The organism is Sporosarcina sp. OR05, assembly GCF_041414805.1.
Classification (GTDB): Bacteria; Bacillota; Bacilli; order Bacillales_A; family Planococcaceae; genus Sporosarcina; species Sporosarcina saromensis.
Genome location: NZ_JANKJL010000001.1, coordinates 799,872 through 812,119, shown reverse-complemented (window position 1 = coordinate 812,119; position 12,248 = coordinate 799,872). Strand labels below are relative to the sequence as shown.

The window sequence follows — 12,248 nt, the reverse complement described above, 5'->3', positions numbered from 1 at the left end:
TTATTTTAATAAATGAGGTGGTGATGCACTTGAGCAGACAAGAAATTCGAAAAACGAAAAAACGAAAAAAACTTGGCATTATTATAGGAATTGTGGTTCTGTTACTTGGCGCAGGTGTGTTTTACTGGGTTACCCAATATAACCAAGGGCTTGCATTATCGGATGATGGAACATTAAAAGAACAAAATGAGGACTACGGAATCTTTGACGGTCCTGAGCCAAAATTTGGCGAGATCAATATTCTATTGCTCGGCTCCGACGCGCGAAAAGATGAAGATGGCCGTTCAGACACATTAATGATTGCAAACTACAACCAAGAAACAAAGAAAATGAAACTCGTATCCATCATGCGTGACACCTATGTGGATATCCCTGGTCACGGGATGCATAAAATGAATTCCGCATTTACATTAGGTGGACCTGAGTTAGTCCGTCAGACGATTAAAGAAAACTTTGGTTTAGACACACACTATTACGCAATGGTTGACTTTAAAGGCTTTCCGAAAATCGTGGACATTTTAGCTCCAGATGGCATTGAAGTGGATATTCCTTACACAATGTCTCATGGAATTTACATGACATTGAACCCTGGTGTTCAAACATTGCATGGAGACCAACTATTGGGTTACGTTCGTTTCCGTCATGATAGTCAAAATGATTTCGGCCGCGTAGCCCGCCAACAAGAAGTTATTTCAAAGTTAAAAGACGAAGCAGTCAGCGTGCATAGTTTAACAAAACTACCAAAATTGCTAGGTGCAGCCGATGCCTACATTGACACAAATCTTGATAAGATGAAAATGCTTTCAATCGGGAAAGGCATGCTTGATAATAAATCAGAGAAAATTGAAACACTACGGATTCCTGTCGATAAATCATTTACTGAACGTCGTGTAATTGTCGGGGAAGTATTGGAACTTGATTTCGACAAAAACATTGAAGCATTGAATGCCTTTTTAGATGATAAGAACGATCTAGCAGATACAGAAGAACCAAAAGTGGATTAATCGGTTCTTCTTGTCCGAATTAACACGTAATGTAATTAACCACAGGAATCCAGTATGCTTGGGTTTTTGTGGTTTTTTGCATATCACTCGATTCTCTCTCTATGAACGAGGTCAAAGATACGTAACAATTGCTTCCTCCACTAGTCCTCGTTTAATTTTATAGTGTGTTGCTTGCCAAACGCCTCGACCACCTTTCATAAGAATGACTTGCGGGGATTCGTGTTTTACCCCAAGCTCCTGTGCAATCGTATTTGAAACTATTCTCGCTGATTGCACAACGACTACGTAAACTTGAATATCGCTATCGAGTGATCTCAATTCTTTTACAGCTGAAAGACTACTCAAACATGTTTTACTAAATTTGAACAATAAAATAGGCATCTCTTCAGATTGTTTCCGTACTTCATTCCAATCTGCTAACGTTTGGATCTTTTGCATAATTAACCTCCATTCAACATACCCCCACTAGTATATCACGCATATCGATTTTCACTTACCTTATTGCTTTTCAGTTCACATTTCTTCATATTTCCTATAGCATACTTGTAAGCAATCAATAGGAGCGATTGAAAATAAAGGAGAATAGGTGGGATATATATGCTAAAGTTAGCGTTTCATCCAGTGTGGGAACGAGTTGTGGACGATCAAGAAAAAGACCGTTATAAACGTGCTTTTGAGTTAATGCAACTTGAACAAGCGTCATTTTACATTACGCCAATTCGGATCATCCAAAAGAAAAAAGGCGGTATCTCTGCAACTGTATTTCTCGTGAACAATCGTGAATTCCCTCTCGAACTCCAGCAATTTAACGTACAAATGTTCGATTCAAACGGCAAAGTGATTGCTCGCCAAACTTTTAAAGAGAATCTAACAATTCAAGCGTACCAAGCAATTCCTTGGTCATTTGTATTTAACGCAGCTTCAATGCTGTTAAATGAATTTGATACCGATTTTTGTACGATCCTTCTTAAGAATACGTAGAAAAAGAAGAAGAGTGTAGAAAAAGTGAATTTATGACTTTGTCTACACTCTTTTTAATAAAATTAGTAATGCTTAGGAAGTTCTTCAGCCTGATTGAAAACGCTTGTCAGCCTAGGCGCGAAGACGAGCGAAGACGCGAATAGAACTATAGTTCATGAGCGGACGAGCTAGACGAGCAACAACGGATGCGAGCGTTTGTCAACAGGCTGAGGCAGGAGGCAATTTGTAACATTGCCCCTGCCTTTAACTATCAGGAATTTGGTCAGACCGTCTCGCCTTCTTTTCGAAAGAAACCGAAAATCCCGACTGTCTGAACGATATTCGTAAATGCTTGCGGATCTACTTCATTAATAATTTGCTCTAAATCATAGAGCTCATAACGTGTAATGACCAAATACAACATGTTCTTGTCTTCCTTTGAATAAGCACCTTTCGCAGGAACAATTGTAATACCTCTCACCATTTTGTCATGGATTGCCTGTTGCAGTTCATCCGCCTTATGCGTAATAATCATAGCTGTCACTTTTTCGTGACGTGTATGCAACATATCAATGACAGAAGTGGTGACATATAGCGCAACCATTGTGTAAAGTGCATTTTCCGGTTCATACAAAACACCAGCGAGAACAATGATAATCCCATTCAGTAACAAGAAGTAGACGCCTATCGGCTTATCTTGTAAGCGTGATAACACCATCGCCACAATATCCATACCACCTGTTGACGCTCCTAGCTTCAGCGATAATCCAACCCCTACACCCGCAATCACACCGCCAAACACAGCGTTGAGGATAATATCATCAGACAGCGACAGCACCGGTAACAGTTCAAGGAAAAGCGTTGTGAAAACGACCGAAACAATGCTATAAATCGTAAATCCTCTTCCGACTTTAAACCAGCCAAGAATGAATACGGGAATATTAAAGATGAACAGTAAAATCCCCGTACTCACAAATACTCCTAACTGATCATCTAAAATACTCGAAACAAGCTGCGCTGCCCCGGAAAAACCACTTGCATAGACATTTGCATTTATTAGGAAAAAATTCAATGACACCGCCATTAATAATGCGCCAAAAATGACGACAATAATCCGTTTCGCTTCAATAAAAAACATAAGTACCTCCTACTCTTCTCAATAGCCAGTATTTGATTATACTCGAAATGCCATAATTATTCTTGCCTAAACCATTGAAAAACAAAAGAAAAACACTAGCAATTGTGCTAGTGCTCAAGAATGAATGAACTGTTTTTTATAATTCACATAGAAAAGCGACGTAATACCGAATACAAGTGTAATGGTCAGGAGTCCGATTGCTACTCCTTCCATGTCAAAGCCTTTCCAAAGGGAAATTGCAGACATACTACTAATAGAACCTATAAATAGTGCTAAAATCATAATCCGAAACATCGAGCCCATCCTCTCCATCCCAACTTGCATTTAACTGAGAAGTTTTCTCACAACCATCATACGTCAATTGAGAATATTTATCAATCATAATCAAAAAATTATTTTATCCTAAATACAACTTATCTGTAACTGATTCTGTAACGATATTTTGAAAAAAGCTTGTTTTCTAGTAATAGAGGTATATAATTTTGATTTGAGAAGTAGAAAAATTTTTCAGAAACACGGTGTGCAAATGCGAACATACAATGAAAAGATCAGTATTTATCATGGGATGGCAACTACGATCGCCGTCAATTTCTCAAACAATTTCTTCCCCATTTTTGCAATGACAATATTAGGGGCGACAAATTATCAAGTAGGTCTCATTAATTCCTTACCGCCATTCATGGCGTTAGTAATGACAATTCCCGCTGCAATCTTGTTAAACCGTGCACACTTACAGAAAAAGCTTGTAGCGATGTCTGTATTAATAGCCAGGCTAATGTTTTTACTCATCATCTGTCTTGTGTACGTCCCCTCTCAACCAGCACAAGCTTGGTTATTCCTCATCATCGTAGCACTCATGAATTTGCCGAATACGGTGGCGAATATTGGTTGGCAGACGTTTATTAGTAGCTTAGTAAAAGACTCAAGACGTGGACAATTTTTTAGTGATCGAAACCGATTGCTGACAATTGTCGGATTGATTTCAACACTGAGCATAGGCATCATCATGAAAGATGCTTCCGCCAATGTCGTAGCTTATCAAGTATTGTTCGGTATTGCGTTCTGTTTCGGTTTACTTGAAGTGTATTTATTGCTAAAACATGAGGAAGAGCCTTTTAAAACAGACGGACTCGTTGGGAAAAAGAAAGCAATGGATTGGACGATCTTTAAACATAAAAATTATGTGGCATTCCTGATCGCTGCGCTAGTCTTTAACCTAGGTTGGCAAATGGCATGGGGTATTTTCAACATCTATCATGTACGGGTTGTAGGGGCAACGATCTTTTGGATTAGTATGTTTTCAGTCGGTAGTATGCTCGCGCAATTCATATCGTTTCCATTATGGCGTAAGTGGGCAGAAAAACGGTCCAACACGCTCGTATTTGTTTGGGCTGCGATCGGAATGGCTACAACGCCCTTTCTTACGGTTCTGTCCACTAACCTTTTTTACATAACGCTTATTCAGACGTCATCAGGCTTTTTCTTGGCAGGTATCGTTCTGTTATTGTTCAATTTACTACTCGAGCAGTCGCCTGAAGCGGTAAGGACGTATTGTATTACGACTTACAATGTATTACTCTCTGTTGTGGCCGTGATCGCGCCACAAATTGGTATTCTCTTATTGGACACACTCGGTGTGGACGTCGCTATGTACATAAATTCATCCGTACGATTCTTCAGTGCCCTGTTGTTTTTCATTGTCTATCTGAAGTATGCGAAATCAGTGAAACAGTTGACGTCATAAAGAAAAGAGCGTCTGTCAAAATGTACAGCGCTCTTTTTGTCGTTAGATAAACATTTCGTACAATCCAATGATGATGAGTAAAATTCCAGCGATTGCATCGGAATGACGACCAAACCAAGACCGTCCAAGTTGTTGGCCAAGTTGGACACCGATGACAATTGAAATTACAGAGAACACGCCGATCGATAGCGCAGCAGGAAATGGCGGTACCCCGGTAATCCCTGCACCAAATCCGATTGACAAACAGTTTATGGCGAGGAGAAAACCGAGAAGGATAGCTTCTTTCCAACTAATCGCTATCAATCGATTTGGTTTTTCGTGTTGCGTACCCAACAAGTTTTTATACAAAAGCCAAATGCCAATACAGATTAATAAACTTCCCCCAATCAAATTTGCAAACATGACAGGCAGCGTTTCCGCCAACTCTGCTCCTATCCTTAACGCGACATAAGCAAAGAGAGCCGAAATCGCTGAAATGAATAACGTGTATTTCATTGGGATTTTGTTAAAACGCAACCCATACGATATGCTAATACCGACATTATCCAAGTTCGCAACAATACCAAGTAATAGGATTGTTAGCACAATCATTGTATCCCTCCGCACTCGTCTAGCATCCTTTATGTATATGTCCAGAAGCAACGGAGACGGTAGGCATTGAAACAGGTTTTACATGTTGTTTTCCATAGTAGAATGCATTTTCGTTATTTGATAAGCTATAAAACATATATAACGATAGGAGGAAGAGCCAATGGCAGAACACCAATTTCATTTATCTGCAAGCTGGCCAGGCTTGAGAAATGATGTAGGTACAATTGAAACAGCTAATTTAAAAACACACGTATCCATTCCACCTGAGATGGACGGCCCCGGAGTAGGGACAAACCCGGATGAAATGCTGCTTGGCGCAGCAGCCACTTGTTATATCATTACGCTAGCTGCCATGATGGAAAGAAATCATATTGAGAAAACGAGTTTAACGATGGAATCTGTAGGGATAGTAGATGTAACGAATGGCGTCATTACATACAAAGAGATACTCCATAAACCGCTCGTTGTCTTACCAGCGACTGCTTCTGAAAAAGAGATAGAAAAAGTTGAACGGTTAACGAAAAAAGCGGAATCGTCTTGCATGATTAGCCGTGCTTTGCAAGGAAACGTACTTGTAAACGTAGAAGCAACGATTACTCTGCTATAAGTTTGTGGTTTTTTTGTATAATGACGCGGGGCGCGGTTATTTTACTGCTTGCGCATCGATAAAAGCAGCTTATTGACGCAGGACACGGGTTTTTCACTGCTTGCGCGTCATTAAAAGCTGCTTATTGACGCGGGACTCAGGTTTTTCTCTCCTCGCGCGTCGATAAAAGCCACTTATTGACGCGGGACTCAGGTTTTTCTCTCCTCGCGCGTCGATAAAACCACTTATTGACGCGGGACGCGGTTATTTCTCTGCTCGCGCGTCATTAAAAGCAGCTTATTGACGCGGCACACTGGTTTTTCTCTCCTCGCGCGTCGATAAAAACACTTATTGACGCGCGACGCGGTTTTTTCACCACTCGCGCGTTGATAAAACCACTTATTGACGCGGGACTCAGGTTTTTCACCGCTCCCGCGTCTTTTATAATCCACTCTTCAAACAAGCTCATACCTCTCATAAAATTCAACATCTTCCACATGCATACCTATCGACAAAAAACCCGTGTGAGACATCATGCATTTGTCTCACACGGGTTTATCTCGAATCTATCCAAAATCAACGTAAATTCTTCACAAGGAATCCACCGTTAAACGTAGTGGGTTCATACGAAATGATAAACGCTTTTGGAGCGATTCCAAGTATCATATTCCGGAATTTTTGTTCATCTTTGCGTTTTGCAAGTACTTTCATGACAAGTCGTTTACCGTCTTTGCCATCTGCAAACCAAGAGGTTACGCCATAATTCTTCTCTCGCAATTGTCTACAAATATCCATATCCGTATCATTTACAACAACTTCAAATACGGTATAACCAAGCGCCAGTTTTTTCTCAATTCGACTTCCGACATAAACACCTAATCCCCACCCAAAACAGTATGCTGCAATATTGATAGGCTTGTCGAGGTTATCAAGTACTAACGTAAGACCCATTAAATAGATAAATACTTCAGCCATTGAAACAAAAGAGGCAATCACACGTAATCCTTTAAATGTAAAGAGAACACGCAATGTAAACAATGAGACATATGCCAAGTTAATGACAATTATCGTTAATATCATGGACAGCATACTTTTCCCCTACTCTACGTTTAATTAAAATCGCATACCTTCAAAATCTCGAGCATGTTTGGTAACCGAAAAACTTCCATTGTTCGTTAGTATAACCGTATCTGAATGACGGAATCCACCAACACCTGGGACGTAAATTCCTGGTTCAATTGTATAAACCATTCCTTCTTGCAAGATCAAGTCATTGTCAAACCGTAAATAAGGTTCTTCGTGTTCTGATAAACCAAGGCCGTGTCCGACACGATGTTGAACGTAATCAGCAAGTCCAGCTTTCTTAAAAACATTAAAACAGGCACTATCTACTTCACCTGCAGTGATACCAGGACGAATTAGTTCCATCCCTACTTGCTGTGCTTCAATTGCTAATTTGAGTAGATCTTTTTGTCTTTCAGTTACATTTCCAATTAAAAATGTTCTTTCGTTTTCTGCACGGTAATTGTTAAACCATACTTGACGGCTATGGACAACAACATCTCCATCCTTGAATTTACGTGTACTGGAGTATAGATGCGGCATCTCACTTCGAGGTAAACCAGAACATGTCCAATCAGCATAACCGATTAATTCGTCTGGATAATCCTGTGAAGCCTTTTCGAGAAGAAGTCGGTCTCCATACGAATCAAATTCAAGCTCGCTCATACCAATCCGCACATTTCTCAATGATTCACCAATCGCTAAATCGGACAAATGACCCGCCACTTTTAACAGTTCAATTTCATGAGCATCCTTGATGGAGCGCATTTCTGTTATTTTAGCTCCAATATCAACGAGCAGGAAACCCATATTTTGCACAAACAAATAAACGGATGCTGGTAACACACCGACCTCTACACCAATTTTTGTATTCCGCGGATACTGTTGCAAAATGTTTGTTAGATGTTCAATGTACGTCAACACTTGTTCTCGCAAGCCATATTGCTCATAGTAAACATGGATCCGATCCACGTTCGCTTTTTCATCGGCATGCGCTTCTTCTAGACCTGGAATAATTAACTGCACTACATTCTCTTCTAGCAAAGTGACAATCGGGCGTGAGTAGGAGATGGCTCGAAAACCCGTCAAATAAAATTGATTATCTGGCTCCCACACAATGGAAAGCTTCACTTCATTTGCGTCCATAAACTTTCTAATTTGATTGACTCGCTTTTGAATGACCACGATTAAACCCTCACTTCACATTGATTATATACTAATCATGATTAGTAACCTATAAAAAATTTATCCAGTGAAAAGGAGACGAATTATCGCCTCCTTCAATCATGTCTTCCTTTAAACAAATTCTCTTGGGATTGCAGTATTCCACGTACGATCGAATACTACCTCGTCCCCTTCATATGCAATTAACTGATTGACTAAATAGAAATTCTTTTCATCGGCTGTCATGACACTTGAAGTTTCGAGGCTTGTTTGCCAATCATCTCGACCGACTGTTAATGTCCAATCACATTGTACTTTAGCAGATAGCGGATCATTTTCTTTAATTGTGTAGATATTGCGATTCGTACTTCCGTATTCAGTGCCATTACTATGCAGTTTCCTTGCTCCTTCATCTGAAAAATCATCGAGCGTCCACGTATTTGTGACCACATCATGTATGATTTCCCTAGTTCGATTTGCTTCGCGTAAAATGTCCTTCTCAAGAACTGGTGCTGTTTCAGGATGCTGGAATGGTGTTAATTTGAAATCTAACGGTTTTGGTTCACGTACAGGCAATGACAAGTACGTTTTTTCGTTAGAAGAGACCGTCAATGTCACTTCTTCTGGTGAAGGCCAAGCATGCGGCCAGTACGTTGGAGAAATCGCTAACTCCCACCGATGACCTTCAGCTAATGTGTGACCGATTGCATTCATCATCACAGCTATTTCATAGGTTTTTCCTGGCTCTAATAATTCAGGGAATTCATGGCTATTCCGATGTGTTAAGTTTAATAATCCCCACGTAACTCTCGTTGATGAACCATCAGGCGCGACATCATTCAACCGCACTGACAATAATGCGTTCGGTTGGTTGGATGAGAGTTCAACATGAAACGTAGGATGTCCTAAAATATGAACCTTCTCTTTTGTCGGTTCCGTTGTAAATACAACTGCATAGCCGTTTTCATTCCGTTGGTCACCAGGTAAATCTCCCGGTTGACCAAACGGGCAAAATACACCTGCATGAAGTCCATGTTGTTGGACACTCCCGACAAGAATCTCCTCTTCTGCTCCTACTTCACACTGTAGTTTAGACCCGTTGAGATAGTATTTCTTTTCAATCAAATCTGCCGGTGGCCATTGCTCTTCAGCAACCCAGTGTCCTGGACGGACGAAATAATCTGTTTGTGGAGGAACACTGTCCTGCATCCATGCTCTAAGCTTCGGCTCGTCCATGATGCCCGTGTCAATTCCCTTTAACCAGTGATCGTACCATCGAAGACACTCTTGCAGGAATCCAATTTGCGGTCCAGGAACCGCCATTTCTGGGTATTCATGTGCCCATGGTCCAATTAAGCCTTTAGAGGGTCCTTTGAGTCCTTCCAATAACCGAGGGATGGCGTTTGTATACCCATCTGCCCAGCCCCCTACTGCAAATACAGGGATGTCAATGTCATCATAATTCTCACAAACTGACCCGTGCTTCCAATAGTCATCACGACGCTGATGTTTTACCCATTCTTCTACATACGGCGGGGTCTTTTCTAATCGATCAAGCCAATTTTGACGCCAACTCTCACCCACAACAGCCGGATCTGCAGGTCTTGCATTATAAGCAAACATTGTCGATGCCCACCAAAGCATGTCAGAGGCAAGCATTGCTCCTCCTTTATAGTGAACATCATCTGCATACCGATCATCTGTTGAACAAAGGGTAATCACTGCTTTTAAAGCAGGATGGCGTCTTGCAGCAACTTGTAAGCCATTAAAGCCACCCCACGATTTTCCAATCATCCCTACGCCTCCTGTAAACCAAGGCTGTTGTGAAATCCACGTGAGGACTTCAAGGGCATCATCTTGTTCTTGTTTTAAGTATTCATCGTATAAAATCCCATCTGAATTTCCCGCACCTCTAATATCGACACGTATACTTGCATAGCCGTGACCCGCAAAATAAGGATGACGCAACGAGTCGCGAAGAGCGGTAAAATCATCTTTTCGGTAAGGGATATACTCTAAAATTGCTGGCACTGGATGTTGTTCTGCATCTTCCGGTAACCAGATACTTGCAGAAAGACGAGTGCCATCAGACATCGGAATCCAAATGTTCTTAATTTCCTTTACCTTTCTCGGAAACTCTTCCCGAATAATGCGATTTGATTCACGTACGTTGAAAACCATTACGATTACCTCCAAAAATTGAGATTTTCCTTATTACTTTGGAAAGTCCTGTTTTAACCATTTTAATAGTGAAACAATAAGTAACAAATAGAATACATATATTGGGATGGATACGACAACTGCTGATGTTTGAATAACGCGTAATCCACCTATTAAGAGTAGAGAGAGTGAAATTGCTGCCAAAATTATGCCCCAAACCATTCGGTGCCATCTTGCTGGCTCTTGACCTTCATTCAATTCTTTCGTAGCAATCGCAGAAAGAATATATGTTGCTGAGTCCATTGATGTTGAAAGGAAAATTACGGCTAAGACAACAAAAAACACTAGTACAATTGCACTTAACGGTAAGGATTGTAAAATCGCTACAACCGCTGCTGGACCGCCACTGTCTGCCAAGATGTCTTTCACTGGTACGATATTTTCCAATTGCAAGTTCATCGTATATCCGCCGAATACCATGAAGTATAGCCAACCACCGATAGATCCCCACAATAGCATATGGGTGATAAGTTGACGTAGCGTTCTCCCTTTTGAAATGCGCGCTACAAATAAGCCCATGAAAGGAGCTGTAGCAGCAAACCATGCCCAATAAAAGACCGTCCAACCTTGAGGGAAGCCACCCTGACTAATTGGATCTGTATAGAAGCTCATCATTGCGAAGTTTTGAATCATCATACCAAAACTATTCGTAAAGTACGTTAAAATAAATAACGTTGGCCCTGCGATAAATACAAAAATAGCTAGCGCTAGTGCTAAATAGACATTAAGGTCACTTAAGCGTCTAATCCCTTTATGCAGCCCCAAATAAGCACTCGCAGAGTAAATAATCGTAATACAAATTACGATAATAGCATCCAACGTTAAGGATTGTTCAAGTCCAAATATCGCTCCGACTTCTGCAGAAACCATTGGAACACCTAATCCTAGTGACGTTCCTAGTCCACCAACGAGACTCCAGATGACCAATATGTCAATTAGCTTACCTACCCAACCATCCGCATACTTACCAAGCGCCCCACTTAGTGCAACACTCATTTTCAATGAAGGTCGCTTTTTGATGAAATATGAATACGCGATGACAACAGTTGGAAATGCATAAAGTGACCATGCGGAAATCCCCCAATGAAATAACCCATACGTCAATGCCCATTCAGCTGCTTCGTTACTCTCAGGTTCTATCCCAAAAGGAGGGCCCGTGAAATAATAGAGTGGTTCCATCATTGACCAGTACATAATACTTGTTCCCATACCTGCAGTGAACAACATTGTTCCCCAGCTGAAAGTTGAGAATTCTGGTTTTCCATCCCCTAACTTAATCGCACCATATCTACTAAAAGCCAACCAAATCAGTAAAATAAACAAACCAATTGTTAAAAACTGAAATGCCCAATCCATTTTATAAGTAATGGCCGTCATTACATTATCCAATATGGGTTGTGCTGTAGATTTGTTTAGTACTAGTAACACGGTTACAGCTACGATAACTACGATAGACGCCCAGAAAATTGTTGAATCAATACGTGCTTTTTTCATGTCCTCACCCCTATTTTGACAGTTAATTGATTGCAAAGGCTTTCATCATGTTTGACAACGCTTACAAAACTACCTCACGGACGCTAGAAGTAGCTTTACAATAAACATCGAAAGCATCATTGCAACAATAATCACAATCAGATAAGATAAACTAATCATGATTATTTATTAATATCGATTATTCTACCACAGTCAAAATTGAAGAACAATCTAAAATTCTAATAAACTGATTTGTAATTATTGTATACTGAATGATAAAGTGGTTTAAATTGATTACTAGAAGAT

Annotated in this window: 12 protein-coding genes; 4 read left to right on the top strand and 8 right to left on the bottom strand. The window is 40.5% G+C overall.

What is annotated here, in order from left to right; all coding sequences use genetic code 11:
• The first annotated feature begins 23 nt into the window (after positions 1–23).
• Positions 24–1,004 carry an LCP family protein gene (locus NRI27_RS03870; RefSeq protein WP_371389603.1) on the top strand — a complete coding sequence of 327 codons (981 nt, stop codon included), beginning with the start codon at positions 24–26 and terminating at the stop codon, positions 1,002–1,004.
• Positions 1,005–1,115: 111 nt separating this feature from the next.
• On the opposite strand, the gene ytxJ is transcribed toward NRI27_RS03870, so the two are convergent.
• Positions 1,116–1,442 carry a bacillithiol system redox-active protein YtxJ gene (ytxJ, locus tag NRI27_RS03865; protein WP_371389602.1) on the bottom strand — a complete coding sequence of 109 codons (327 nt, stop codon included), beginning with the start codon at positions 1,440–1,442 and terminating at the stop codon, positions 1,116–1,118.
• 159 nt (positions 1,443–1,601) lie between these two features.
• On the opposite strand from ytxJ, the gene NRI27_RS03860 reads away from it, so the two are divergent.
• Positions 1,602–1,985 (top strand): SLAP domain-containing protein, encoded by a 384-nt coding sequence (locus tag NRI27_RS03860; RefSeq protein WP_371389601.1) that lies wholly within the window; start codon positions 1,602–1,604, stop codon positions 1,983–1,985.
• Between the two features lie 262 nt (positions 1,986–2,247).
• On the opposite strand, the gene NRI27_RS03855 is transcribed toward NRI27_RS03860, so the two are convergent.
• Both NRI27_RS03855 and NRI27_RS03850 read right to left on the bottom strand, forming a co-directional pair.
• Positions 2,248–3,102, bottom strand: a complete 855-nt coding sequence (locus NRI27_RS03855) for a YitT family protein (protein ID WP_371389600.1) — start codon at positions 3,100–3,102, stop codon at positions 2,248–2,250.
• Positions 3,103–3,216: 114 nt separating this feature from the next.
• Positions 3,217–3,396 carry a hypothetical protein gene (locus NRI27_RS03850; RefSeq protein WP_371389599.1) on the bottom strand — a complete coding sequence of 60 codons (180 nt, stop codon included), beginning with the start codon at positions 3,394–3,396 and terminating at the stop codon, positions 3,217–3,219.
• A gap of 232 nt (positions 3,397–3,628) precedes the next feature.
• Between NRI27_RS03850 and NRI27_RS03845 the strand changes: the two genes are divergently transcribed.
• Positions 3,629–4,846 (top strand): MFS transporter, encoded by a 1,218-nt coding sequence (locus NRI27_RS03845; RefSeq protein WP_371389598.1) that lies wholly within the window; start codon positions 3,629–3,631, stop codon positions 4,844–4,846.
• 42 nt (positions 4,847–4,888) lie between these two features.
• Here NRI27_RS03845 and NRI27_RS03840 read toward each other — a convergent pair whose 3' ends face one another.
• Positions 4,889–5,437 (bottom strand): manganese efflux pump MntP, encoded by a 549-nt coding sequence (locus NRI27_RS03840; protein WP_371389597.1) that lies wholly within the window; start codon positions 5,435–5,437, stop codon positions 4,889–4,891.
• Positions 5,438–5,597: 160 nt separating this feature from the next.
• Between NRI27_RS03840 and NRI27_RS03835 the strand changes: the two genes are divergently transcribed.
• Positions 5,598–6,044, top strand: a complete 447-nt coding sequence (locus NRI27_RS03835; protein WP_371389596.1) for an OsmC family protein — start codon at positions 5,598–5,600, stop codon at positions 6,042–6,044.
• Between the two features lie 555 nt (positions 6,045–6,599).
• Here NRI27_RS03835 and NRI27_RS03830 read toward each other — a convergent pair.
• The 4 genes from NRI27_RS03830 to NRI27_RS03815 all read right to left on the bottom strand — a co-directional run bounded on the left by NRI27_RS03830 (position 6,600) and on the right by NRI27_RS03815 (position 11,963).
• Complete coding sequence (locus NRI27_RS03830; protein ID WP_371389595.1) at positions 6,600–7,112, bottom strand: DUF2179 domain-containing protein; 513 nt, start codon at positions 7,110–7,112, stop codon at positions 6,600–6,602.
• 24 nt (positions 7,113–7,136) lie between these two features.
• The gene (locus tag NRI27_RS03825) at positions 7,137–8,270 is read right to left on the bottom strand and encodes a M24 family metallopeptidase (protein WP_371389594.1); all 1,134 of its coding nucleotides are present in this window, start codon (positions 8,268–8,270) and stop codon (positions 7,137–7,139) included.
• Between the two features lie 111 nt (positions 8,271–8,381).
• Positions 8,382–10,430 (bottom strand): CocE/NonD family hydrolase, encoded by a 2,049-nt coding sequence (locus NRI27_RS03820; protein WP_371389593.1) that lies wholly within the window; start codon positions 10,428–10,430, stop codon positions 8,382–8,384.
• Between the two features lie 33 nt (positions 10,431–10,463).
• On the bottom strand, positions 10,464–11,963 hold the full coding sequence (locus tag NRI27_RS03815) for a BCCT family transporter (protein ID WP_371389592.1): 1,500 nt from the start codon (positions 11,961–11,963) through the stop codon (positions 10,464–10,466).
• Positions 11,964–12,248: the final 285 nt, after the last annotated feature.

Excerpts from the sequence above, each read along its gene's own strand:
- NRI27_RS03870 (WP_371389603.1), top strand. The coding sequence starts at position 24 with ATGCACTTGAGCAGACAAGAAATTCGAAAAACGAAAAAACGAAAAAAA.
- ytxJ (WP_371389602.1), bottom strand. The coding sequence starts at position 1,442 with ATGCAAAAGATCCAAACGTTAGCAGATTGGAATGAAGTACGGAAACAA.
- NRI27_RS03860 (WP_371389601.1), top strand. The coding sequence starts at position 1,602 with ATGCTAAAGTTAGCGTTTCATCCAGTGTGGGAACGAGTTGTGGACGAT.
- NRI27_RS03855 (WP_371389600.1), bottom strand. The coding sequence starts at position 3,102 with ATGTTTTTTATTGAAGCGAAACGGATTATTGTCGTCATTTTTGGCGCA.
- NRI27_RS03850 (WP_371389599.1), bottom strand. The coding sequence starts at position 3,396 with ATGTTTCGGATTATGATTTTAGCACTATTTATAGGTTCTATTAGTAGT.
- NRI27_RS03845 (WP_371389598.1), top strand. The coding sequence starts at position 3,629 with ATGCGAACATACAATGAAAAGATCAGTATTTATCATGGGATGGCAACT.
- NRI27_RS03840 (WP_371389597.1), bottom strand. The coding sequence starts at position 5,437 with ATGATTGTGCTAACAATCCTATTACTTGGTATTGTTGCGAACTTGGAT.
- NRI27_RS03835 (WP_371389596.1), top strand. The coding sequence starts at position 5,598 with ATGGCAGAACACCAATTTCATTTATCTGCAAGCTGGCCAGGCTTGAGA.
- NRI27_RS03830 (WP_371389595.1), bottom strand. The coding sequence starts at position 7,112 with ATGCTGTCCATGATATTAACGATAATTGTCATTAACTTGGCATATGTC.
- NRI27_RS03820 (WP_371389593.1), bottom strand. The coding sequence starts at position 10,430 with ATGGTTTTCAACGTACGTGAATCAAATCGCATTATTCGGGAAGAGTTT.
- NRI27_RS03815 (WP_371389592.1), bottom strand. The coding sequence starts at position 11,963 with ATGAAAAAAGCACGTATTGATTCAACAATTTTCTGGGCGTCTATCGTA.